Raw genomic sequence first — 24353 nt, 5'->3', positions numbered from 1 at the left:
GTAAAATTATGGACTAAAAACATGAGAATATTAAAAGACCTGTTCTTAAAAAAGCGTAAACAACCAATGCAAAAAGAGTTTATTGCAACAGCTGTTGGTTATGTTCCTTGGGGGGACGGAGCAGAGGAGTATTTTTACAACCTCTACGAATATGAAGACGGCACAAGAGAGTGTGAAAAGTTTGATGGCGGCCAGTATTATACCACACCAGAAAATGCGGATTTTAGTACCAAAGCGCAAGTGAAAGCTTGGGTTTACGGTGGGAATATTCCGAAAAGCGTTCTCAATTACGAGCCTCTTATAGACGAGATCAACAGAGAGATCAAAAAATTATCGAAAACCGCAGGAAATAAATATGTTTACAGATAAGCAGCTAAGAGCCTTGTTTGGCATTATAACTTTTATATTTTTATGTTTTTTAGGAATTAAAAAAAATCCCTACTTTATTCAAAGTATTTTGATATTCGAATCTGTTTCTTTGGTAATAGTCACAGCGGTTTTTGCAATTTTATGCAATTCTCATATTCCTTTTGAGTTGCAGAACAATCCAAAATACAAACGCAGCAACACAACAGGTTGGAAGATATTAACACGTGATTTACAACAGTATATGCACCGACTCTTAAAGCTAATAAGTTTAGCACTTGTCGTTTTAATTTTTCCAAATAGTTATACTGTATTTTGGTATTTAGATATCGTTATTTGGTACTTTTTTTTAATTTATTCATTCTTTCTCATGTTGCATACACGCAGTTTAATAAACATGTCCATTTACGCACTACATTTTATAATAAAAACCAAAAGTAAAATTTAAAAGCGCTTGATATTCAACTAGGTAGGTATCAAAATGAAAAAAAATAAAAAATACGTATTGACTTTAAAGAAAAGTTCGTTTAGAAAGGTCGACAAGTGCTCAAAACACTTAATCGTAAGCGGATAAATCACGATAAGGTTTTTCCCATTTCTTTAAATACTGGCTGTCTTTTATGTTATGATTAGCATATAATGATTGTGTCGGGTGTGGTCACACCATACAATACTCTTTATGAGAAAAGTGTGACGACGGACTTACGACCGTGTTTTGAACACCCGGCGCCCTTTTAGGGTTGTCAATTCAAAACTATATTTTCGTAAGGATTACTAGCATGAACGCTACAGTTAAAAATCAAAAAACATCTCCAAAATATGAACTTACTAATGAAAACCGCGTTGTTAACGGTGTGACTTTACACCGCATTAAAGCTTTAAAAGACTTTGCTGATGTTAAGATGGGGGATTTAGGTGGTTTTATTGAAAATGAAGATAACCTCTCTCATGATGGCAATTGCTGGGTTTATGATGATGCTATGGTTATTCAAGCAAGCGTTTCCGAAAATGCCAAAATACGCAATAAAGCCTGCGTTGTGAATTGGGCTAGGGTTTATGGTAATGCCGTGATTAGTGATCAGGCATGGGTTTTGAATGATAAGGCACATGTTTATGACAATGCAGTCATTAATGGCAATGCAAAAATTGGAGGCTATGTTTTTGGCAATGCCGTTGTGAGTGATAATGCCGTTATTACAGAGGGGGCTCTTATTTACGATAATGCCCGTGTTTATGAAAATGCGTATGTGAGTGGGCTTGTGTTTAATGATGCCCATGTCTATGGGAAATCACGCCTTTCTGCGTGGTCAAAAGCTTATGGAAATGCTCATGTTTTTGATAAAGCTATAGTTTATGATGGTAGCAATATTTATGACAATGCCAAGGTTTCTGGCTCGGCGCGTGTTGGTCCCTGTGCAAAAATTCACGATAATGCTCATGTGAGTGGCAAGGCACAAATTTGTCAATTTACAACAATTTATGGCAATGCTGTGCTTAAAGAAAATAAGAAATTTTCTGAAGATGTCTGTGGTGTTGATAAAGCAGCGTAAATAAAATAACGGCGGTGCGGGGGCGCCTGCTTTAAAATAGAAAAAAGAAAGCCATGTCATTTGCGTGATGTGGCTTTATGTTTATCAAAAGATAAAAAAACATAATTTTATATGTTAAAAAATAATAATATCCTTTTGAAATAATTGAAAAAATATGCAAATCATGCTAGGATTTTGTATGTATTAAAATACAAGTTTAAGGTAAAAAAACATGCTAAATAAAGTGATGTTAATCGGGCGTTTAGGTGCTGATCCCGAAAGCAAAACAATGAATTCTGGAGCAGAAATAGTCAATTTTAGTATAGCAACTTCTGAAAGCTATACGGATAAAAATACTCATCAAAAAGTAGAGAAAACGGAATGGCACTCCATTGTGGTTTTCAATCCACATTTGGCAAAAATTGCACTTCAATATCTCAACAAAGGTTCAAAAGTTTACGTAGAAGGAAAATTACAAACACGCAAATGGCAAGATAAAAATGGGCATGACCATTACACAACAGAGATTGTCTTGCCACAATTCAAAGGCGAGTTGTATTTGCTTGATGTAAAGAAAGATCAATCTGCCCCTTCTTCCGTTACTTCTCAAAATTATGCTATCGCTTCAGGTGCTGCTGATCATAGTGCATCTCTTAATGACAGCATACCATTTTGATTGAAAAATAGAGCAAAGAGAAACATGTGGGCTCCCACAGATTAGGGGATGTATGAAAAAGAAAGATGCTTACATTTCACAAGTGAAAGTACGTCAAGATCCTGTTAATCAATTGGCAATTGAAATGCGTGCTAAACGCTTTGGTTTGACTATTGAAGAGGCTAAAAATCCGCTTGCTGGTACTTATGTTGGGCGGCTGTGTTTGCAAGGCATGCTTACTCAAGACCAGTATGATGCTGCGCAAAAATATCTTGAAGTGAAAAATGACTATTTGTGTGCAAAAGGTTTACCAAGCGCTGTTTATGATGAAATGCCATCATCTTCTGATGACAAAGCAAGAGAAAAATGGGTTGAATTTGCAACAGAACAGTTTTCTAATATGCAAGAGGCGATAAAAGAAACACAACATCTCTATAGACAGTATAATCTTTATGCAGCAATACAATATATTGTTGTCGAAGACAAAACATTACCACATCTTGTGAATTCATTGCGGGTCGCTCTTAACGCGCTTCATAAATATTTTGACAGAAAAACTAAATGGTAAATGTTGTATGTTGTTTCTTTCGCTATGACGCGAAACGTTTTTCTGTACAATTCGTTGTATTTGTATTACAGTGAATACAAATATGAGGATTGTGTTATGACGATATCTATTCGATTGCCAAGTGATCTCGAAACACGTTTGAATAATTTAGCTGCTAAGACAGGACGTACAAAGTCTTTTTATTTACGCGAGATTATTGAACATGGAATAGAGGAAGCAGAGGATTATTATTTAGCTTCACAAGTAAGAGAGCGCGTTCGAAGGGGAGAGGGTACTTTTTATAGCTCTGAAGAGGTGAGGAAAGAGCTTGGCTTGGACGATTAGGTGTTAGAAAACTGAAGCAAAGTCTGGACAAATATTTTTCACAAAAGCGCATAATCGTATTGGTTTATAACAAATATTCTACCAAATGCTCGTAGGATTTGTTGTAATGAAAATCTTTATTTTCGAAAATTGTCTCCTGCTTTTCGATATGAAATTGTTTGTATTCTTCCTTTATAGCTTTTTTCAGTGCATTCACCTTTTCTTCACCGAAGATAATTTGTAGTTTCTCTCTTGAATTTATTATATTTACGAGCATATCCCAATAGATAAATCTATTATAGCATTTTTTACTTGCTGATTTAATTTGTTCTATTGTTCCTAATTTATAAGTTTTCTCAAATGTTGGAATATTTTCAGAAATGTATAGATTATAATTATCTTTTTCATTTATGAGTTCTTTATCTTTCTCTTTACACTCATTTACCTTCCATTTTACCTCTTCGGTATAACGGTCTTCATCTAAAGAAATATATCCTTCTGTAACAGTTTCAAGAAGACGCTTATAATGAATAAAAATTTCTCTTGCTATTCTATAGTCATCCGAAATGTCATACAACAATGTCAGTAAATATTTTTTTATCCCTACTAGGCATTCATACTTAGGAGGCAAATGCCATGATTTCAGTATTTCTTCTATCTCTTCGTATTCTGTATTTTTAGACATTTCATCCCAGTAGATGTCAAGCGATTTATCATTTTTATAAAACCCATGTAACGCTTGTTTTTCGTACTCGGCTATGATCATATCATCAACCACATATAACCACCAATGCAACAAAAACATTGTAGGTTTATGACATGTTTTTTCTGTAAGGGGATCTACGATTTTTTCAACAACTATCCCGTTTTTTTCATGAGTCGCATTGTTTTTAGATAGCTTTTCTTAAAAGCTATGTGTTTCTTGAATACATTGATTTTTTCGCAATGCTCAGCAGAAGGTTCTGTTTCCAAAGCTTTCTTATAGAGAAACGGTATTTCTTTATATCCTTGAGTACAGATCTCTTTTATGATGGGATGGTGATGTTCATAATCTTCACCTATCATTATGGGATCTTTTATTCTTAGTATATCCTTTTCCCACTGTTTAATTTCTTTATTCCATTGCCTAATCCATTTTTGCGATATTTTTCGAGTTTTTTTTAAAAGACTTTTATCCCATTTCGTAATTTGTTCTTTGTATATTTCTATTTCTCGATTTTTCTGTTCCTGAAGTAACTCGAATTGTTCTTCATAGTCATTTATTCTTAAATAGCTCCTAAAAGACAGTAAAGTTGCTATTATTAGTAATATGTTCACTGAGAATTCAAAATATAAAAACACATCGATTATTATGATTAATAAAATCGTATTTTCGAATCCTACATTCCAACCTTTCTCTCCTACCTTCGAAATGTGGTAGATCATATTTGCTGCTATTAATATTCCTCCTATGACTATAATTATTTCCATTATTCCCCCCACTTTTTGCTAATCAATAATTTAGTGCTTCCGTATAATTGATTCGTTTAGAGGATACAATTGTGAGTTATTGGGTGCTAAAGATACTAGATTTAGGTGAAAAAAATAAAAAATACACAATATAGTGATTTTTTTTGTTGACAGGATATGAAAAATAGTGTTTTATGGCATTGCTGTACTAGTCGAATTGTGTCTAGAATTACGGTAAAGGTATAACCTTTCTTATAAGTTTATATGATTGTTCAGAGCCCTGCTTTTGCGGGGTTTTTTATTGTCTTGTTTACAAAAAGAAACACACATGAAAACCACTGAAAAACTTGCAAAAAGAACGCCCCCAAAGGCAGGTCAAGGGCGGGTAAAAGGTGTGCCAAATAAAACGACACGTATTTTGAAAGAAGCAGTGCTTAAGGCAGCAGAGCGCGCTGGTAAGAAATATGGTGATGATGGTTTGGTCTCTTATCTAGAAAAACAGGCAATCAAATGCCCCGCTGCTTATTTGGCATTGTTGGGGAAGATTTTGCCTCTTCAAGTGACAGGGGAAGATGGCGGGGCGATTAAGATGATAACGCGTGTGGAAATCGCGCCTTTAGTTCATGACAACACGACAGATTAATATTGTTCCAAAGCTTATACCGATTTTTACAGATAAGGCTTTGGTGCGTGCGGCTTGGGGTGGAAGAGGGTCTGGAAAGACAAGATCATTTGCCTTGATGGCTGCTTTAAAAGGCTATCAATTTGGTAGGGAAGGGATATCAGGCACTATACTTTGTGCACGGCAGTTTCAAAACTCGCTAGCAGAAAGTTCGTTGGAGGAAATTAAACGCGCTATTGAAGCGCACGACTTTTTAAAGGACTATTACAAGGTTGGGGAGTCGTCGATTAAGTCGATAGATGGTCGTATAGCCTTTCAGTTTTCTGGTCTGGACCGGAATATTGCAAGTATCAAGTCTATGGGGCGTATTTTGCTCTGTTGGGTTGATGAGGCAGAGCCTGTCACAGAGACAGCTTGGCAAACGCTTATACCGACTTTGCGAGAAGAAGGAGAGGGATGGCGGGCAGAGTTATGGGTGACATGGAATCCATTACGAGAGAATGCCCCCGTTGAGAAGCGGTTTCGCTTTTCAGACAATGAGGCAATTAAGCGTGTAGAGATCAATTGGTCAGACAATCCGAAGTTTCCCAAGATCTTGAATGAAGCACGATTGGATGATCTGAGAAACCGCCCCGAGACCTATAAGCATATCTGGGAAGGGGATTATCTGAAAGCGGTTCAAGGTGCTTATTATCAAAAGGAAATGTTGGCAGCCGAGCAAGAGGGGCGGATAGGGCGTGTTGCTCGTGACCCTTTAATGCAAATACGTGCTTTTTGGGACATTGGGGGGACAGGCGCCAAGGCAGATGCCACGGCGATATGGATAGCACAGTTTGTGGGGCGAGAAATCAGAGTGCTTAATTATTACGAAGCACAGGGGCAGCCTTTATCGGAACATATAGGCTGGTTGCGTCACAATGGTTATGAGAAGGCATTGATGGTTTTGCCCCATGATGGTGCGACCAGAGACCGTGTGCACAATGTGAGTTTTGAGAGTGCTTTAAATGATGCGGGTTTTGAAACGCAAGTGATCCCTAATCAAGGGGCAGGGGCGGTTAAGATGCGTATAGAGGCGGTGCGGCGTATTTTGCCGTCTGTTTGGTTTAATGAAGAGATGACGGTAGCAGGGCGCAAAGCACTGAATTGGTATCATGAGAAATGGGATGAGAAGCGCGGCATTGGTTTGGGTGCAGAGCATGATTGGTCGAGCCATGGGGCGGATGCCTTTGGTTTAATGTGCATTGTCTATGAAGCACCCAGTGTCAAACCCAAGCAAGAGCGTTATTGCACTATGGAAAGAGAAGCGGCATCATGGATGGCATTCTAGATCAAGACTTTCAAAAAACGACAATCCTCGATGAATATGAACTCTATAAGCGTTTAAAGTCTTGGTACGCAGAAGATATTGAACATGTTAATGAATGGCGTGAACAGGCGCGTGAAGATTTTGATTTTTATAATGGTCGTCAATGGGCAGAGGAAGATCTTGCGGTTTTAAAAGAGCAACGCCGTCCTGTCATGACTTTTAACCGCATTGCACCCCTTGTGAATGCTATTGTTGGGGCGGAGCGTAATAATAAGCGCGAAGTACAGTTTCAACCACGGCAAATGGGAGCGGCAATACCCAATGAATTGCTTACTGGAGCAGCAGAATGGTTTCGTGATGAGGCAGAGGCGGAATATGCCGATTCCGATGCTTTTCAGGATATGGTTATTTGCGGTATGGGCTGGACAGATACGCGGCTTGATTATGATACAGATCCCGAAGGGATACCTGCTGTTCAACGTTTAGATCCCTTAAAAATGGTTTGGGATGCCAATGCTGTAAGACCAAATCTCATTGACGCACAGCGTATGTGGTATGTTGATCGCAAATCCGTTGAGGATGCTAAAAGTCTTTTTCCTGATGTTGCTGTTGAAGATCTTAACGCCGATTGGGCTATCGATAGTACAACCGCTTCTGAGGATTCTCATGTGTCGCTTGATGCGTATCAAGATGACTCCAATGCGACTTCTCTCTCAGATCCGTATTCTGGGAAACGCTATGTTACGCTGGTTGAATGCCGTTGGTTTGAATATGAGACCACTTACAAGGCGCCTGATCTTCAAACCGGACAGATGCGCAACTATAGCAAACAGGAGTTTGAACAGCTTCAAAGGGTAATGCCACAATTACAAGGGGTGTGTTTTTATAAAAAAGTGGTGAGACGCGCTTTTCTGGGACGACGTCTTTTAGCAAATCCCGATAAGCCATTAGCACCTGATGGGCAACTTGGGTGGGAGTGTATCACGGGCACGCTGGATAAGCTTAAAAACCAGTTTTACGGGATTGTTCGCCCCGCAAAAGATCCACAAAAATGGTCGAATAAATATTTTAGCCAAGTGATGTATATCCTTAATAGCCAGTCTAAGGGCGGCTTGATAGCAGAACGAGGCGCTTTCGATGATGATCGCCAAGCCATGGAAAGCTGGGCGCGAACGGATACGATTACTTGGGTTAAAAATGGCGCGCTTACAGGAGGGAAAATTCAACCAAAGCCAAGTGCACAATTTCCCAATGGATTTTTCCAGCTGTTTAATGAATCGCGTGAAGCGATAACGCATGTAACAGGGTTATCGGCTGAGTTTATCGGAACACGGGAGGTCAACCAAGCCAATGTGCTGGAAAATACACGCCGGCAATCAACGCTTAATTTGCTTGCGGGGCTGTTTGATAATCTCAAGCTTTATCGGTGTAGGCAGGGAAAGATTATCCTTTATCTCATTCAGAATTATCTCTCTGATGGGCGTCTGGTACGTATTTCTGGACAAGAGAATGCGCAGTATGTTCCATTAACACGTGAAGCTGTCACAACGCTTGAATACGACATTATTGTTGATGATTCACCGACAAGCCCCAATGAAAAAGAGAAAACTTTTGCGACAATTACGCAGATGTTGCCATTGCTTGGTGGGTTCTTAACACCGGAGATGATTCCAGATCTTTTAAAGCTTTCCCCACTACCGGCAACATTGGTAGCAAATTTAACGGCAAAAGCACAGCAGGCACAACAAGAACAACAGCAACAGCAGATGATGCAACAAAGCCAAGGGGCGCAATTAACTCCAGAGCAACAAGCAAAGATTGCTGTTTTACAGCAAGAAGCGCAAGCAAAGAGCACACTCTATCAACTTGATGCGCAGCAGAAACAAGCGGCATTGCAGCAGAAAAATATCGAACTTTTCTTGAAACAAGAACAAGCGCGCATGCAGCTCGAACTTCAACAGGCAAAAAATGAGATAGCGCAGCGTGATTTAGAACGCAAAGCTTTACAGACACAGTTGGAACACTATCGAGTTTTGACAAAAAATATAATAGCACATTGAAGGGACAGAATATGGAAGAAGAGTTTACGCCAGAAGAACAAGCAATCTATGATGAACATTTTGCCAGTGATAATGCTGTTGAGTTGGTCGAGCCAGAACAAGTTGAGGAAGTTTTTGATGCAGAGGAAAGTTCTGAACAGCCAGCTGTAGAACCACTTCAAGAGCAGCCAAATTCTGATGTAATAGAATCTGATAAACTAGAGCAAGAGCGGCAAGCACGCCAAAAGGCAGAACAAAGCGCCATTGAAGCGCGTGAATTGGCTATTGAACTTGCGCAAAAATATGCCGCAATGCAGGAAGAAATCACGCGCCGCCGTGAGGAAAATATTCCCTCCCTAGAAGACGACCCAAAAGCACATTTTGCATGGCTTAGTCATAAGGTACAAGAACAACAGAAATTGCTTGATGAGTTTTCTCATATGAGAGAGAGCCAAGAGCGCATGAGTCAAGAGGAATATGAACGCCAAAAGTTGGGGGATTATTTCGAGGAAGCCAAAGCGCAAGTACAAGATAAATATCCAGATTTAGACAGTATCACGGACTATCTCTATGAAAGAGCAGACAGTGTCTTACAAGCGCAAGCAAGCCTTTATCCGCAATGGAAAGACCCAGAGGCACGGCAACAACAAATTGGTGCTGAATTGCGCCAAATATGCCAGCAGTGTCAGAAAGCTGGTATAAACCCAATTGAGGTGCTGGTGCAAAAAGCGAAAGCTTTTGGCTATAGTGGAGCGCCAGTTAAGGACGAAGTGGAAGCCCTTCAAGAGCGCTCTCAAGCAGCGCGGACGCTTACAGCGCGCGGCGGGCAAGTTCCAACAGGCGGTATGGATGTGAGAACGCTTTTTTCCATGCCGGAAGCAGAATTTGCAGCATGGGTTGAGAAAAATCCCAAAAAATTTGAACAAATTATGAGCAGAGCATGAAGATGTGCGCAATGGCGCGACAGAGAGAACCAAGTGATTGTTATCGTTTGGGGGTGCCGCAAGGCGAGTTTTAAAAACCAAGAAAGGCATTAATTGAAATGGCAGTAACAGAAGTAAAGCTCAATGACCCATTAGCCGTTGGCGTTTGGGCTAAGATGCTAAACACAGAGACCTCAAAAGCGTTGCCTATTGCACCGCTGATGGGGGAGAGCAAAAACAGCATTATCCAAGTGTTGGATGTGCTAGGAAAATCCGCTGGTGACTCTGTGACGAGCGGATTAAGAGTCCAACTTATGGGGGATGGCGTTAGCGAGGGACAAACGCTGGAAGGCAATGAAGAAGCCCTCCAATTTATGAATGAAAAGGTGCGCATCAACGAGCTTACTCATGCTGTGCGCATCAAATATGAAGGCTCTATTGATCAACAACGTGTTCCCTTTAATTTGCGTAAGGAAGCAAAAGATGGGCTTGTTGATTGGTATGCAGATCGCTTAAGTTTGATGTTCTTCATTCAGGCAGCAGGTTATACAGCACCATGGATTCACTTCGAAGGACGCAGCATAACCCTTAAACCCGTACATTATGGTTTTAATGCTCCATTAGAGCCAAGCAAACTGCGTATTATTCGCCCAGCTAAGAAAAAGACTGATGAAGAACTTACAAAAGACGATGTTTTTACATTAGATCTTATAGATCGGGCTGTTGAACGCGCTAAACTTGCTAATCCACGTTTGCGCCCTGTTCGTGTTGATGGAAAATCGGCATATGTGATGTATCTCCACCCAACACAGGTGACCCAATTGCGTACCAATACCCAGAGTGGTCAATGGTTAGACATTACCAAGGCAGCTTATGATGGCTCTGGAGCTAAGAACCCAATTTTTAATGGTTCTTTAGGGATGTATAACGGTGTCATTTTGCGTGAAGCTGAACATGTCCCCAATGGTATCAATTCAAAGACACAAGAGCCTGTTCCCTCTGTTCGTCGTGCTATTTTGCTTGGTGCGCAAAGTGTTATCATGGCTTATGGGCGCGTTGGCAATGGAGCAACAGGAGGCGATGGGAAAGGGGGAACACGCTATAAACTTGTTGAAGAACTGTTTGATTATCAACGTGAATTTGGGGTTGCAGCTAAAACCATTATCGGCATGAAAAAATCACGCTACACCTTGCCTCATTCTGATCAAGGGGGACAGGATTTTGGTACCATTGTCATCCCTTCTTTTGCTGAAGCAAGCTAATTATTAAAGGATGACAATTATGGCAGAAAAATCGCTAATTACACAGGAACCTGTTGAGACCGTTGAGACTGTTGAAACTGTTGAGATGACAGATGAGGGATTGCCACCTGTTTTGCAGGGACGTAACAACTCTACGCAGCAGGTTAGTTTTTTACGGGCGCGTGTTAAATGTACAGACCAAGGGCTGATAACGAAAATTGGTGTTCTACCCCGTGGGGCTTTGATAAAAAGAATTCAAGTTTATACCATGGCGGATTTTGAAGATGTAAAAGTTATATTTGGAAAAGAACCTAATGGCAATGATTATGGAGAAACAAAGCTTTTGCAATCTTACACCGGCAATGTGCCCCTACCTATGGAGGAACGAGATGTTCCGCTAGAGGCTGAAAATACGATTTACATGACACGAGACAAGCAAAGCACCAAAGGTGATGCTGAGGTGATTGTTGAGTTTTACACTAATCGTTAAAGGCAAGGGGGCGTTTATTGCTTGCGTCCCCCTCCTATACAAGATGCCCCAAGACATTTGGAAGAGGGTGATATGACAATAATAGTACAGACAGGTGGTCCGATTGGAGACAAACAGACCATTACTCCTTGGGATAAAAATTTTATCCAGATGTTAAACGATATTCAGGATGAAATAGATGATCAAACAGATGAGTATGTTGATCAAGTGCAAAGGGCGATATTTTCGGCTATTCGCTTTTGTGAACGATTGCCTTTTTATTTCAATGAAAGCCGCGAAGTTGTTTTTACCACTCTAAAGGGCAAAAGCCGTTATGGCGCCGAGGCACATCCCTCTATAACAGGGGCTGTTCGCATTGTTGATGCTTACGTTTATGAAGATAATCACAGAAAAGCAAAGCTTTTGCAGGTAGATCCTCTTGTTATTGAGAATCTTGAGGATGATTGTAGCCATGGCATGCCTACACGCTATGCTTATTTTGAACAAAAGCTTGTCTTGTATCCAACACCAGAGCGCGTTTATTCTATCAGGCTTATTCTTGACCCTGTAAGAATAAAAGATATTGAGAGTGCACAAGAAGCGTCCATATGGTTTTTAGAAGCCTATGAACTGATCAAAACGCGTGCAAAATATGAAATTTATACCAATATTATTAAAGAACCACAGATGGCAGCGGCAGCTTTTGCCATGTTTCAAGAGCAGCTCGATGCGCTTCAAATTGAAACATCACGGCGCAAGAATTTGTTAAAAATTCAACACACGGATTTCTGATGACCTTTATTCCTATTGCTGAGTATAGACCAGATGTTGCATTTATTAATAGTGGTTATTCTAGTGAGATTGTGAACGTTTTACCTGCACCAAATTCGTATATTCCGTTTCCCATTGTGGCGCCGGTCTCAGATTTTTTTCCGGATGTGATTTTGGGGGTCTATGCTGTGCGCTCATTGGGTGGTGTGCGCATCATTGTGGGTGCACCAACAAAACTTTATGAATATGACAACAGCACGCGCGGCTGGAAAGACATTAGCAAACCTCACACACAATATCACGCCAATGAGACTGCACTTTGGTCTTTTGCCTCCTTTGGTGATCATATCATTGCTGTTAATAGCAATGACCCACCACAAATGCTTTCGTTAAAAACGGATGAAAGGTTTTGTGATTTGAGCGGTAATCCCCCGCGTGCTGGACTTGTGCGTGTGTGGGGTGATTTTGTTTGCCTGATGCAATTAACAGATAAGCCAAACCGTGTTCAGTGGTCCGGTTTGAATGATGCGACACATTGGACAGTTGGGGAGAAAAGTTGCGATTATCAAGATTTTCCCGATGGAGAATATGTTCAAGGGTCTACGGAATCAACAAATCCACTTATTTTTATGCGCTCCGCCATTTATCACGCAACCTTTGTACCAGGCTCTAAAATTATCTTCAGTTTTGCAAAAATAAAAGACAAAATAGGAGCTAAAAGCAGCACAGCAATTGCAAGCCGTGGAGACTGTACTTTTTTTGTCTCTGATGATGGTTTTTATCAAATCAACAGTGCTGGTGAAATGCTCCCTATTGGCTTTGGAAAAGTCGATAAAACTATCTTCACACTTTACAATAACTTTGCCATTGATGAGATGAGGGCATGTATTGATCCGGTCTATTCTCGTGTTTATTTTTCTATTAATGATAACACTGAAGGGATGCATATTTATGTTTATGATTGGCTTTTGCAAATATGGAGTGTCATTAAGGGGCAAAACCTTCTCTTATTTCCCCTTTTTGCAGCCGGTTATACATTAGAAGGCTTAGACGAAGTACAAGAGAGCTTGAAAGATTTACCAGCTTCTCTTGATAGTAAGATGTGGCAAAATGGTGCGCCTGTTTTAGGAGCTTTTACGCCAGACAACACATTTGGTTTTTTTGCGGGTCCTCCGATGGAAGCAGTTATTGCTTCACAAATTGTGGGGGATACGGGCAGGCAAATCAACCTGATGAGTGAGGCTTTTGTTCAAGCGGATACAACAAAAGGTTTTTTAAGTGTTGGGGCGGCTTTTATCATTGATAACAAGAACCAATTAAATTGGGCTAAAGAGCGTTATGCCGGCTATAATATTGGGATGTATAATATCCGCTCACGGGCGCGTTATCACGCCTTGCGTCTGAGAATACCAGAAGGCACGCCATGGACACATATAACAGGCTTTGATGTAACGCTCAAACCCGCGGGCATAAGATGAGTTTTAAGATCTATAATACAGAAAAATGGAGCGCTGAACAAATGGCGCCCTATTTTGACAATGTCATAAAATCGATAGCTTATTTTAATCAAAAATTCCCTGATGATTATAATACAGAAACCATTTTAAACGATATTTTGAAGGGAGAAAAAGTTCTTTGGATTATCGTTGATGCGCATGAAAACTTTATGGCGCATGTCACAACACAGTTACAAGAACTCGTCACTGGAGCATTAAGGGCGGTTGTTGTCACGCTTGGTGGAAAGGGAGGAGCACCCTTAACAAAGCTTATCACTCAGATTGAAGCTTATTACAAGGAAAAAGGGGCAAAAGAGCTTGTCATCATAGGCAGGCGAGGGTGGGAAAAATCTCTTAAATCGCATGGATATTTCGTTAATCTTTTAGAATATAGAAAGCAGCTTTAATATGGGAAAAAGTTCTAAACCAATCCAGAATACCCAAAACACGACGCAAACAAATGAACCCCCTGCATGGGCAAAAGGTATTTTTGAACACGCAGCTCAAGATGCCATGACTTTTTATAACCAAGGCAGCGGAAAAGCCGTTTATGACGGGCAGCGTGTTGCGGGTTTAAGTGATCAAACAAAGAATGCGATTAATGGGCTTAGCAATAATACGCATAACTATGATAACAACACTTTAAATGGATTAGCCACAGGGCAAAATTCAACAAGCCAAAACTTAAAGAACATGGCTTCAGGGCAACAAATAGGCAATAACCCTTACTTTGATGAAGCGCTTCAAAACACATTAAATAAGGCAACAAGCTCTATTAATAGTTCATTGGCAGGTGCTGGGCGTTATGGTTCTGGGGCGCATACTGGGGTTTTGGCTGATGAATTGGGGGGCATAGCAACTCAAGCTCTCTCACAGCAATATAACCAAGACGTCAACAATATGATGCAAGCTAATGGAATGATTGACCAAGCAAACCAAAATCAGTTGGCGGGCGCCAATAACTTCTTTCAAGGTCAAGGTCAGGCAAATCTTAATGCGTTGACGGGAGGGAGTGTACTTGATGCCAATCATCAACGGCAATTAGATGAAGAGCGGCAAAAATGGGAGCAGCAGAACAATCTTGATTGGGACCAGTTAAGTAAGTTGCTTGCAGCTGGTGGGGCTGTTGCTGGAAATTATGGAACGCGAACAGGACAAATGACGACATTGACTCCACAGCCAAAACCTAATCCATGGGAGATTGTTGGAAATGTTGGAACTATCCTTGGTACTTTTGCTGGGCTTAGTGACATCAGAGCAAAAGAAAACATCAGAGAGGCTGGGCAGAGAAATGGCTATACACTCTATGAATACAACTACAAAGGTTATCCAGAGCGCTATCGCGGGGTGATGGCGCAGGATGTTTTGAAGACAAATCCTAAAGCTGTTTTTTTGCATAAGGCGACAGGTTTTTTGCATGTGGATTATAGCAAGCTTGGATTTGAAATGGAAAGGGTGCAGTGATGGAACAAAACAGCTTTAATACTTTATCACTATTTATGAATCCAAAAGTTTTGCGTCCTTTAATACATCAGGGTCTTTTTCAGTTACCTAAATATTTTTTTCAAAAACATTCCACGCCTTCAAACACGCCGTTGGAAGGGCGATACAAGCCAAGTTTTTTAGAACGTGTTGCTTTTAGCACAAACCCTTTTGATGCGAGCAATGGGGATAATACTCCACAAAAATTGAGTCCTACAGAGCTTATTCGCGGTGCTCAAACAGGAGGAGGAGAAGTTGGGAAAAAAACGCCAGCAGAATTGATTATGTCTACGGATGATTTAAAGCGCCAAATGCCTCCATTACCGGATGCTTCAAAGGATACTGTTAAGATACAAGAGGCGCCAGAGCAACAAAAGTATGACTTCTCAGATCAGGGAGGTGTTGCATCAATGATTCCTCAATCTCCACTTGTTGCGAACATTGATCAGTCTAGTGGGGATGAAGCTGGGCGACAGCAAAAAGATGTGATGGATTATATTGCTCAACTTAATGAGAAATCTATAGCGGAAAACTCTTTGAAAAACGATTCTGGAAATGATGAGGAAAAGCTTTTTGATGCACCTATAGGAGAAGAAAAACATTTGAATGCACACTTACCAGAAGAGGAGCATTTAAAAGCAAGTGGTGATCTTGAACAAAAAACAGATTATATCAAGTCACTTGATAACTTTGTTCAGACAGGAGCAAATCCAAGTAGCTTATGGGAGCGTTTTAGAAAATCAGAATTTTCCGAGCATTTAATGGATTTTTTTGCAGGGCTTGCGTTAGGAAAGACACCACAAGAAAGTTTTTCAAATGCATCTATCCTTATGCGGCAGGGCAACAAGGAACGCGCACAACATAAACAAACTTTGCAATTTTTACGCTCTAAAGGGTATAGCGATGAAGATGCGCAAGCACTCACGCAATATCCAGATCTTGCCATGAAAATCATAGGCAACACGTTAAGCCCTCAAGAAGGCTATAGAACATTGACATCAGAAGAAAAGGCAGAGCAGGGATTGCCTGAGGATATGACTTTCCAAGTCTCAACAAGCACAGGGAAAATTATACCTGTCCAAGGAGGACAGCGTTCCACTACTTCTGGATTAGGGGGGAATACCGATGGCATGCTGTCAAAGCCTGAATCAGGTTATATGTATGTTAAGGATGAAAATGCACTTGGTGGCATACGTGCGGTGCCAATTGCAGGCAGTGGTTCAGAACATAAATTAATTCAAGAACAGAAGGAGGAGGAGCGTAAAAACCAACAAATGCAAATGCGAATTCTGGAAACAGCAGACAGGTCAAATCGTATACTCTCAGCATCTAAAGAATTGCTAAAAACTATTGAGGAACACCCGCATGTTGTTGGTTTCACTGGTCCTATAATGTCGATCCTTCCTAATTCTAAGGCAAAAGATTTTGGGCATATGCTCGATTCATTGAAGGCAAGTATCGGGCTTGATGCCTTGAGAAAAGCAAAAGCATTTTCACCAAATGGCGCATCTGGCTTTGGGAATTTGTCTAATATGGAATTGCAAGCATTGCAAAACTCTGTAGCGGCGTTGTATCAAGATCTTTCTGCAGAGCAAATGAAGAAATCTTTAAAAACAGTTATTGACACTTTCAATAAATCCAATGCAGCAACGCGCGCAATTCTTTTTGGTGGTGCAGAAGCAACAAACGAGCTCGTTCGAGCCGCCTATGGGCAAGATGCTTATAAGGGAAATCATGCACAGTCAAATGATCCACTAGAAAAACAGATAGAAGCATTGCCGGAAGGCATGTTGTTCGTTGATAGAGATGGACGCATTAAGGAGAAACAAACCAATGGCTGAAGTAATCCCCCCTCTTATTAATCGTAAAAACACAAGAGTCATTGGGCATATAAGTGACTATACACCAGAACAGCTTCAAGAGCTTTTTTCAAAAAATAAGGAAAGGTTAAGGGGTTCTGTTACAGGAAATAAAGGTGCAACAGAGGAAACAGAAGAAGATGGTCCACATCCAAGTGCTGCGGGTGCTTTTGGATGGGGAGCTCTTCATGGGTTAACACTAGGCTATGATGATGAAGCTGCAGGGTTGGCATCAGCACTTTGGGAGGGAGTGTGGAATGGAACAGATAAGGCAGTCAAAAAATATAATGAAGTAACAAAGCGATGGCGTGATTATCAAAGAGCGGCGAACCGAGATCAGTTTTATGCATCTCTTGCGGGGAATTTAGCGGGCGCTGCAATTCCTTTTCTAATACCAGGTCTTGGCGCTCCTGCTGCTACTCGTGCGGCAATTGGGGCTGATATTGTGCTGGGAGGTAGAGCTGGTGTTGCAGGAGCACAAATAACCAGTAAAGCTTTAGCAGCAGGAGAAAGGGCGGTGCAATCTGCTTTAGCAGAGGGTGCGGAACGGGCAGCGGCAAAAGCTGCAGGTGAAGCAGCAATGAAAGCAGTAGCAAGTAAAGAGGCGGCAAAATTTAGCTTGGGGCGTGCAGCAAAAACTGGAGCCATTTATGGTGGAATAGCAGGCAGTGGTGAGGGAGAAGGGCTTGCAGATACTCTAGTGTCTGCTGGGTTTGGTGCAGGGCTAGGCGTTGCAACACCATTTGTTGCCAGTGGTGTATCAAAAGTGACACCTTTTGTGACAAAATCACTTAAAGCAGCATTGAGAGGACCTATAAGCCCAGCTGAAATGGCAGCAAAAGCAGCGCTAATGCCAGAAAAAGAAGCATTTCAGGTAAGCAATAGAGCGCTTAGGGATGTAAGCCAAACTTTAGGGGATGAAGGTGTTGATAAACTTGAAAGGGCATTAAAACAGCGAGGTCCTGATTCAATGATTATTGATCTTCATGATGGGCTTGCTACAAGAGCTTTTAAGGCAGCAAAAAAAGACCATGATACATATTCGCTCATAAGTAATCGTTTGAATGAAAGGCAAGATGCGAGTGCATTGCGGGTAAAGAATGCGTTGACAGATGTGATGGGTCCAAAAGTAGATACGCTTAATTTAAAGCAAGAGATTATCAAACAAGCACAGAAAAAGGCTGAACCATTTTATGAGAGGGCGAAAGCTTCTCCTATTTCTAATGCTGTCAGTAAAGATTTATCGCGGTTGCAAGAAACTCCTGCCTTCCAAAAAGCCTATAAAAAAGCAATTGCGCAAATGCCAAATGAAGCGGATGCAACAGTTATAGGGAGCAATGGATATCCAAAGCTGAATATGCGAATTTTACATAAGATGAAAGAGGTTTTGGATGATCAAATTAATTCTGCGCGCATCAAAGGAAAACAAGGATATGCGCGAGATTTGACTCTGTTCAAACAACGCATTCTGGACGTTTTGGATACGTCCTCTCCAGATTATGTTAAAGCACGGAAAATTTATTATGACGAGCGTACTATTGGTGATGCCCTCGAGCAGGGAGAGCAAGCGCTGAAGAAGAGCGTTAATCTCGACACAATCAACAGTCAACTTTCGGATTTTGGGTTGATGGAAAAAGAGGCGTTTCAAAAAGGTATACGGTCGCAAGTAGAACATGCGGCAGGCAATGCACAGAATTTTGACCACAATCTTTTGAGTTTGTTTGACACAAAAAATGGTCAAGAAAAATTACAGCGTATTTTTGGTGAAGATAAAGCTAAGCAACTTATGAAAGTGTTGCGACCAGAAGTGGAAAGAACAAAGCTTTTTGCACGATTGCCAAACCATATAGGTGAAGTGGAAGAGAGGGGGGCACAACAGACTATGGGTATAGGAAAGATTGCTTTCATCAAGGCAGTTGTAAAAAATTTCGCAAGAGAATTTGGACGCAAATTCTCAAGCGTCCATAAAGATACTGAGAGAGATATTGCAGCGCTTATAACAGCGCGGGAAAAAGGAGATTTTGGGTTAGCAAGAGAAAAAGCCATTGAATTAATTAAGACGTTTCATGAAGCAGAAAAGAAACGCTTAATAACACGAGAAAATTATACGAAATTCATTAATTTTGTTGGCATTATTTTGAATAGCAGCGTTGATAGAACGGTTATAAACTAATGATCAATTTTCATCCTAAAGTGAAGCGTGCTATCTCACAGGCAGCACAAAAATATGGTTTACCAGAAAGCTTTCTTGAACGTGTTGCTATGATAGAAAGTAATGGTAATCCAAATGCAAAAAATAAGAACAGCAGTGCAGGGGGGCTGTATCAATTTCTCGATTCAACAGCAAAACACTATCAACTGAATGACAAGTTTGATCCCTTTCAAGCAACCGATGCTATGGCACGGTTAACGAAGGATAATACGCGTTATTTAGTCACAGCATTAGGCAGAGAGCCATCAGAGGCAGAGCTTTACCTCGCACACCAACAAGGAGCAGCAGGGGCAGTAAAGCTTATCAAAAATCCACATATTCCAGCAAGCCAGCTTTTAGGTCGACAGGCAGTCACACTCAATGGTGGCAATATGGAAGCTACAGCAGGGGATTTTATGAATCATATTTATGGGCTTTACAATAAAACGGGAGATGCTTTGAAGAGAACGATACAGCAAAACCAAAGCAATGGACAAGCAGCACCAAACGAGGTGGGTCCTTTGCGTGGGTTTGAGAGGCTTCAAAAGACACTTCAAGGTAATCAAGTGGGTCAAGGTGATCAAGGGGGCAACCAATTGATGGCATATGACACGCCATTCCCAAACAGAATGATGGCACCTGAAAGCAGAGACAATTTAACAGGACAGATTATGGAAACCACACCATTGCAAGCACAAGGTATTGATGCAGGTGCTCTTAAAAAGGGCTTTTCCGGTTTGCTTCATTTAATGAGAGAGAATGGAGAACGACAAAAACAGCAGGCACAGATGGTACAGCAACAAATGTTACAGCAACCAGTCATGGCGGGTTTCTCACAATCGACTGGGGGACCGACAGATTTAACACCTCTTATTGATCCTTCTAGGCGGCAATCTGTTGGTTCCTATGGGCGGCAAAAAGAAGAGCAATTGCGCGAAGAGCTATTAAGAAGAACGGGGGCTTATCATGTCTGATATTTATGACTGGTCACTCACAGCTGATCAAAATGCGAATTCCGATAGTATCATTAATTGGGCAGAAGGGCAGCCGCCTAGTTCTGTTAATGATAGTGCGCGGGTCATGATGCAGCGTATACGTGAATATCTTGCCGATAATGGTGGTTCTCTTGACTCAAAGTTTATTGTGAATGGAAAGGAACAAACAACATCAATCACGTTGACGACGGTGTCGCCGATAGCGAAATATAAAAACGATATCATTATCCGCTTTAAGGCGCGTGGTATAAATATTGGTACGACAACAATAAACATGAATAATATAGGAGCAAAGCCACTCTATAAAGCCACCAGCACAGGGATAGTACCATTAACAGGTGGTGAGTTACAAACAAATGGTATTTATGAAATAGTCTATAATGATGGCGTATCAACAAAAGGTCTTGATGGCTGGTATCTTTTAAACCCTACCCCCATTCCACCACCGAAGGTCGAAACCTTTCCTTGTGGTTTTATTGCGACCTTTGCTATGCAAGAAGTCCCAAACGGCTGGCTTTTATGTGATGGCGCTACTTATGAACGCAAGGATTATCCGCAATTATTCAAGGCGATAGGGGATAAATGGGGAAAAAACAGCGATACAACCTTTAAAGTTCCAGACTTTAGAGGAATGTTTTTGCGCGGCTTTGATAATGGGCGCGGTTTAGATCAAAATAGAGACTTCGCAGAGGTGCAAAAAGACAGCATTAAATCTCATACACATGCTTGTACCATTGAAGAGGCAGGTCAACATACGCATAAGCATGATTATTCTATGGTTACAAGAGTTGGTCAAATAGGTGGCAGAAATCCTGCTTTTGGTAATTCATATTATACAAAAGATACACAACCTGCTGGAGTGCACACGCATAAGGTAACTATTTCTTCAACGGGCGAGGCAGAAACACGCCCTGTTAATGTACCGGTTGTTTATGCCATAAAATCGTGAGTTTTTCAAATGATCAATAATCCGTCTGCTATTGATGATATTGCGGACGCGGAGCAAATCCGCGTCCTTTTTTATGCAAGCAATCGAATGGTTCATGCACCCTTAAATAAGGTACTTGATCTTGTCAAAAGCGACATACAGCATGATCTTTTAAGCGCTTTGGCAGAATATAAAGAAGCGACAGATCAACGCATAGAGATCATGCAAAAACTGATTGATGAATTGCAGTCCTCTCTCTCACACAACAAGACAACGAACTGATTAAGGAATGAAACGCGATGCCATTACCCTATCACACACATATATTTAAGCTTGAACCAGCAACAAAAGAAGAAGTCAAAGAAGGTGTTTTAGATAGTAAGGCTCTTGCACCTGTTTCAGTGGGGAGTGCAGCAGCTTATGAGGTAGAATATTTTGCAACCGCTGCTCAAGGAAAAAAGGCTGATGATGCTATTGCAAAGAGAGATATTGGAGCTCTTGCTTACAAAAATAAGGTCACAATTCACGATATTGAAGCAAGTGGTGAAGCGCATGAGAATGCGATTTTATCAGGCGCTGGCTGGGTAAAAATATCGCCTTTAGGGATTGGCGATATGAAGGCTGCTACATATGATCCCGACAATGTGGGGGCAAATGCATTTTCTATGGAAAATATGCACGAGGGTCCTACCAAAAAGATCTTAACCATAGAGGAAAGATCAAAGCTACGATGGTTGAGTTCTACGCAGCCAACGATGGAAAAATGGCGGAGGGGAGATGAAGGTGTTTATTATCCCATATCTCCGGTAGATCTCAAAAATACCATTCGTTATTTTGTAGGCTCAAAGTCTTTTGGTATGTCAAAATCAGTTTATGATCCAGATAAAATAGAAAAAGATGTATTTGATATGGAGAATATGAAGGAAGGGAAAAAGCATCTTATCTTAACTCCTCCAGAACGTGCACAGATTGCAAAAATTGATAAAGTTGAAGATGTTGCACAACAAGGGATTCATGTTGCAAGTGAAGCGAAGAACGTTGCAGATAGTGCATTAAGAACAGCAAATGATGCAAAAGCTTATGCAGTAGATGCAAAAAAAACGGCTGAGACAGCACAAAAAACGGGAGACAGTGCAAAAGCTGAGGCAAATATTGCGCAAACAGCAGCCGATAAAGCGCAAGATACAGCACATAGTGTACAGAAAAAAGTTGATCTCATTCAACCTCTTGCCAAACAAGACTGGATTGATGGCACAAAAACAGTGGATGCACTTATCTCACCAGCCAAACTGATGGCTTCAATCAAAGCAAATAGTAGCAATAGCAGCGGCGGCAGCAACAATGGTGGCGGGGTTAGAAAACCTGTTGAAATTCTGATGACAGAAAGCGGAGATATTCCATTGCCGGATGGTATTACTGCTGACACCGATATCGAAGTATGGGCTTGGGGCGGTGGAGGTGGTGGCGTTAAGGATGGCGGCGGCGGCGGTGGTCAATGTGTGCATGTTAAAATGAAAGGTTCTGATTTAGATAAATTAAAAACAGCTTACATTGGTCGTGGTGGTAAAGGCAATGACAGTAACATTTTGTGCAATGGTGGTAGAACAATGATTAAAGGGCTTGTTACAGCAGAAGGAGGATATTCCGTTTCCATGACTCTCGTTAACTTTGGAGGGAAAGGCGGCGATGGAGGAGGAAACAGGGAGGGCAGCAGTGGTGAAAGCTTTATTTTTTCTGGTGGTAATGGTGGAGGGAGTGGAATAGACGGCAAGAGAGCTGGTACTGGTGGAAGTTCTTTTCTTGGCGGCGGCGGCGGCGGCGGCGGTAAATGTAAGGGTTCTATCATGGGGCAGGGTGGTGAGAGTTACAAAGGTGGTAACGGTGGTAGAGGTGGTAAAGAATGTGGCGGCGGCGGCGGTGGATATTTTGATGGGAAACACGGAAGCGACAAAATTGGCGGCGACGGCGGTGATGGAGCAGTACTCATAAAGGTATATTTATAAGGTGAATTGAACAATGGCACGGAAAATAAGTAAAGACTGTTTATACTGTTTAAAAAAGTGGGAAGGTTTGCGCTTGCAGGCTTATCAAGATGCTTCTGGCATATGGACGATTGGTTATGGTCATACGAAAAAAGCCGGTCAACCAACAGTTGTTGAGGGTATGGTGATTACAGAAAAAAAAGCTGAAAACATGCTTTTAGCAGATTTGCGGCAATATGAGAGGGCGGTAGAAAAAGCAGTTTGTGTGAATTTAAGCGACGAGCAGTTCGGCGCTCTTGTTTCCTTTTGTTATAATGTGGGTATTGCAGCTTTCCAAAACTCTACATTGCTTAAAAGGCTTAATCGGGGGGATTATGAAGCGGTACCAACCGAATTGCAGAAATGGACCAAAGCGGGAGGCAAACGTTTACAAGGTCTCGTACACCGGCGTGTAGCAGAGGCAGGGCTATGGGCGAAAGGGGCTTATGTTTCTTCTAATTATCAAACAGTAGAAACGAAACAACCAACAGGGTTTCTCAAAGCAGAAGCATTGGCACCGATTATTGGTTCTTTCTCAGGTCTTGGTGGTTTTTTAGCGGGCAATGGACCAATCCAATGGGCTTTAGCCGCCATTATGGTTTTAGCGGCATGTACTGGCATTTTCTTTGTTGCTAAACGCTTTCAGGAGCACCGCCTATGATCTTATGGATGAAAAGAAACTTGATGGTAACAGGTGCGGCTTTAGCCGCTTTTTTTATTGCCTTAGCAAAAGCTTTTACTCTTGGGAAAAAAGTAGAGCAACAAAAGCAAACAGAAAAAGCTTTAAAAGCAGCCACAACACGGCTTGAGGTGGAAAGTGAAGTTAATCAAAAAAGTGATGCTGATATGCGTGCTGCTCTCTCTCACTGGTTGCGCGACAAATAAATATGCTTCTTCTTGTGTTGGCTGGTTGCCAATTTATTTAGACAAGAAAGATCTGAACGCCATCAGTTCCAATTTAGCAAGAGAGATCTTAAAGCACAATACTCTAGGTGAACGCTTGTGTGGGTGGAAACATGGTTAGAAAAAAATCCAAAAAACACACAGAGCTTACAGAATCAGAAAAAGAAATGCTTCAAGAAATGATCATCACCTATCAAAGCGTGAAAATGATGTCTCGCTTGATGAAGTGGATAGCAT

At 41.2% G+C, this 24353-nt stretch carries 27 protein-coding genes; 25 read left to right on the top strand and 2 right to left on the bottom strand.

Features of this window, described 5'->3' with window-relative positions; all coding sequences use genetic code 11:
* The first annotated feature begins 21 nt into the window (after positions 1 to 21).
* The 6 genes from ACFIJW_RS07110 (at position 22) to ACFIJW_RS07085 (ending at position 3442) form a co-directional block, all read left to right on the top strand.
* Positions 22 to 369: a hypothetical protein gene (locus ACFIJW_RS07110; RefSeq protein ID WP_375633772.1), complete on the top strand. Its 348-nt coding sequence runs from the start codon at positions 22 to 24 to the stop codon at positions 367 to 369.
* A complete protein-coding gene (locus ACFIJW_RS07105) occupies positions 356 to 814 on the top strand; it encodes a hypothetical protein (protein WP_375633771.1) in 459 nt (152 codons plus the stop codon). Before ACFIJW_RS07110 ends, ACFIJW_RS07105 begins: the two co-directional genes overlap by 14 nt.
* A gap of 331 nt (positions 815 to 1145) precedes the next feature.
* The gene (locus tag ACFIJW_RS07100) at positions 1146 to 1916 is read left to right on the top strand and encodes a hypothetical protein (protein WP_375633770.1); all 771 of its coding nucleotides are present in this window, start codon (positions 1146 to 1148) and stop codon (positions 1914 to 1916) included.
* Between the two features lie 211 nt (positions 1917 to 2127).
* Complete coding sequence (gene ssb, locus ACFIJW_RS07095; protein ID WP_375633769.1) at positions 2128 to 2571, top strand: single-stranded DNA-binding protein; 444 nt, start codon at positions 2128 to 2130, stop codon at positions 2569 to 2571.
* A 52-nt stretch (positions 2572 to 2623) separates the two neighbouring features.
* Positions 2624 to 3118, top strand: a complete 495-nt coding sequence (locus tag ACFIJW_RS07090) for a hypothetical protein (protein WP_375633768.1) — start codon at positions 2624 to 2626, stop codon at positions 3116 to 3118.
* Between the two features lie 96 nt (positions 3119 to 3214).
* A complete protein-coding gene (locus ACFIJW_RS07085; RefSeq protein WP_375633767.1) occupies positions 3215 to 3442 on the top strand; it encodes a DUF6290 family protein in 228 nt (75 codons plus the stop codon).
* 64 nt (positions 3443 to 3506) lie between these two features.
* Here ACFIJW_RS07085 and ACFIJW_RS07080 read toward each other — a convergent pair whose 3' ends face one another.
* Positions 3507 to 4199 (bottom strand): hypothetical protein, encoded by a 693-nt coding sequence (locus ACFIJW_RS07080; protein WP_375633766.1) that lies wholly within the window; start codon positions 4197 to 4199, stop codon positions 3507 to 3509.
* Positions 4200 to 4279: 80 nt separating this feature from the next.
* On the bottom strand, positions 4280 to 4891 hold the full coding sequence (locus ACFIJW_RS07075; protein WP_375633765.1) for a hypothetical protein: 612 nt from the start codon (positions 4889 to 4891) through the stop codon (positions 4280 to 4282).
* Between the two features lie 307 nt (positions 4892 to 5198).
* Here ACFIJW_RS07075 and ACFIJW_RS07070 point away from each other — a divergent pair, with 307 nt between their 5' ends.
* The 19 genes from ACFIJW_RS07070 (at position 5199) to ACFIJW_RS06980 (ending at position 24237) form a co-directional block, all read left to right on the top strand.
* A complete protein-coding gene (locus ACFIJW_RS07070) occupies positions 5199 to 5513 on the top strand; it encodes a hypothetical protein (protein WP_273724397.1) in 315 nt (104 codons plus the stop codon).
* Positions 5494 to 6819: a PBSX family phage terminase large subunit gene (locus tag ACFIJW_RS07065; protein ID WP_375633764.1), complete on the top strand. Its 1326-nt coding sequence runs from the start codon at positions 5494 to 5496 to the stop codon at positions 6817 to 6819. Before ACFIJW_RS07070 ends, ACFIJW_RS07065 begins: the two co-directional genes overlap by 20 nt.
* Entirely contained in the window at positions 6804 to 8858 is a 2055-nt protein-coding gene (locus ACFIJW_RS07060) for a portal protein (RefSeq protein WP_375633763.1), read from the top strand. Before ACFIJW_RS07065 ends, ACFIJW_RS07060 begins: the two co-directional genes overlap by 16 nt.
* 11 nt (positions 8859 to 8869) lie before the next feature.
* Positions 8870 to 9781 carry a hypothetical protein gene (locus ACFIJW_RS07055; RefSeq protein ID WP_375633762.1) on the top strand — a complete coding sequence of 304 codons (912 nt, stop codon included), beginning with the start codon at positions 8870 to 8872 and terminating at the stop codon, positions 9779 to 9781.
* Between the two features lie 98 nt (positions 9782 to 9879).
* Positions 9880 to 11022, top strand: a complete 1143-nt coding sequence (locus ACFIJW_RS07050) for a N4-gp56 family major capsid protein (RefSeq protein WP_375633761.1) — start codon at positions 9880 to 9882, stop codon at positions 11020 to 11022.
* A 19-nt stretch (positions 11023 to 11041) separates the two neighbouring features.
* Positions 11042 to 11491: a hypothetical protein gene (locus ACFIJW_RS07045; protein ID WP_375633760.1), complete on the top strand. Its 450-nt coding sequence runs from the start codon at positions 11042 to 11044 to the stop codon at positions 11489 to 11491.
* A 72-nt stretch (positions 11492 to 11563) separates the two neighbouring features.
* Positions 11564 to 12262 (top strand): hypothetical protein, encoded by a 699-nt coding sequence (locus tag ACFIJW_RS07040; RefSeq protein WP_375633759.1) that lies wholly within the window; start codon positions 11564 to 11566, stop codon positions 12260 to 12262.
* Positions 12262 to 13719 (top strand): hypothetical protein, encoded by a 1458-nt coding sequence (locus tag ACFIJW_RS07035; protein WP_375633758.1) that lies wholly within the window; start codon positions 12262 to 12264, stop codon positions 13717 to 13719. Before ACFIJW_RS07040 ends, ACFIJW_RS07035 begins: the two co-directional genes overlap by 1 nt.
* 41 nt (positions 13720 to 13760) lie before the next feature.
* Entirely contained in the window at positions 13761 to 14144 is a 384-nt protein-coding gene (locus tag ACFIJW_RS07030; RefSeq protein ID WP_375633757.1) for a hypothetical protein, read from the top strand.
* A 1-nt stretch (position 14145) separates the two neighbouring features.
* Positions 14146 to 15201, top strand: coding sequence for a tail fiber domain-containing protein (locus ACFIJW_RS07025; protein WP_375633756.1), 1056 nt, complete (start codon positions 14146 to 14148; stop codon positions 15199 to 15201).
* On the top strand, positions 15201 to 17060 hold the full coding sequence (locus ACFIJW_RS07020; RefSeq protein WP_375633755.1) for a hypothetical protein: 1860 nt from the start codon (positions 15201 to 15203) through the stop codon (positions 17058 to 17060). The genes ACFIJW_RS07025 and ACFIJW_RS07020 overlap by 1 nt, the downstream gene beginning before the upstream one ends.
* Positions 17053 to 19251 (top strand): hypothetical protein, encoded by a 2199-nt coding sequence (locus ACFIJW_RS07015; protein WP_375633754.1) that lies wholly within the window; start codon positions 17053 to 17055, stop codon positions 19249 to 19251. The genes ACFIJW_RS07020 and ACFIJW_RS07015 overlap by 8 nt, the downstream gene beginning before the upstream one ends.
* Positions 19251 to 20243 carry a transglycosylase SLT domain-containing protein gene (locus ACFIJW_RS07010; RefSeq protein ID WP_375633753.1) on the top strand — a complete coding sequence of 331 codons (993 nt, stop codon included), beginning with the start codon at positions 19251 to 19253 and terminating at the stop codon, positions 20241 to 20243. The genes ACFIJW_RS07015 and ACFIJW_RS07010 overlap by 1 nt, the downstream gene beginning before the upstream one ends.
* Positions 20236 to 21213, top strand: coding sequence for a tail fiber protein (locus ACFIJW_RS07005; protein WP_375633752.1), 978 nt, complete (start codon positions 20236 to 20238; stop codon positions 21211 to 21213). Before ACFIJW_RS07010 ends, ACFIJW_RS07005 begins: the two co-directional genes overlap by 8 nt.
* Before the next feature lie 9 nt (positions 21214 to 21222).
* On the top strand, positions 21223 to 21474 hold the full coding sequence (locus tag ACFIJW_RS07000; protein ID WP_375610781.1) for a hypothetical protein: 252 nt from the start codon (positions 21223 to 21225) through the stop codon (positions 21472 to 21474).
* 17 nt (positions 21475 to 21491) lie between these two features.
* Positions 21492 to 23195: an alanine-zipper protein gene (locus tag ACFIJW_RS06995; protein ID WP_375633751.1), complete on the top strand. Its 1704-nt coding sequence runs from the start codon at positions 21492 to 21494 to the stop codon at positions 23193 to 23195.
* 13 nt (positions 23196 to 23208) lie between these two features.
* Positions 23209 to 23874 (top strand): lysozyme, encoded by a 666-nt coding sequence (locus tag ACFIJW_RS06990; RefSeq protein ID WP_375612619.1) that lies wholly within the window; start codon positions 23209 to 23211, stop codon positions 23872 to 23874.
* Complete coding sequence (locus ACFIJW_RS06985) at positions 23871 to 24098, top strand: hypothetical protein (protein ID WP_375612620.1); 228 nt, start codon at positions 23871 to 23873, stop codon at positions 24096 to 24098. The genes ACFIJW_RS06990 and ACFIJW_RS06985 overlap by 4 nt, the downstream gene beginning before the upstream one ends.
* On the top strand, positions 24031 to 24237 hold the full coding sequence (locus tag ACFIJW_RS06980) for a hypothetical protein (protein WP_375633750.1): 207 nt from the start codon (positions 24031 to 24033) through the stop codon (positions 24235 to 24237). Before ACFIJW_RS06985 ends, ACFIJW_RS06980 begins: the two co-directional genes overlap by 68 nt.
* The last annotated feature ends 116 nt before the right edge of the window (positions 24238 to 24353 follow it).

The sequence above is a fragment of the Bartonella sp. MM97QHHN genome (genome assembly GCF_042194285.1).
Classification (GTDB): Bacteria; Pseudomonadota; Alphaproteobacteria; order Rhizobiales; family Rhizobiaceae; genus Bartonella.
This window is presented reverse-complemented; position numbering and strand designations above follow the sequence as displayed.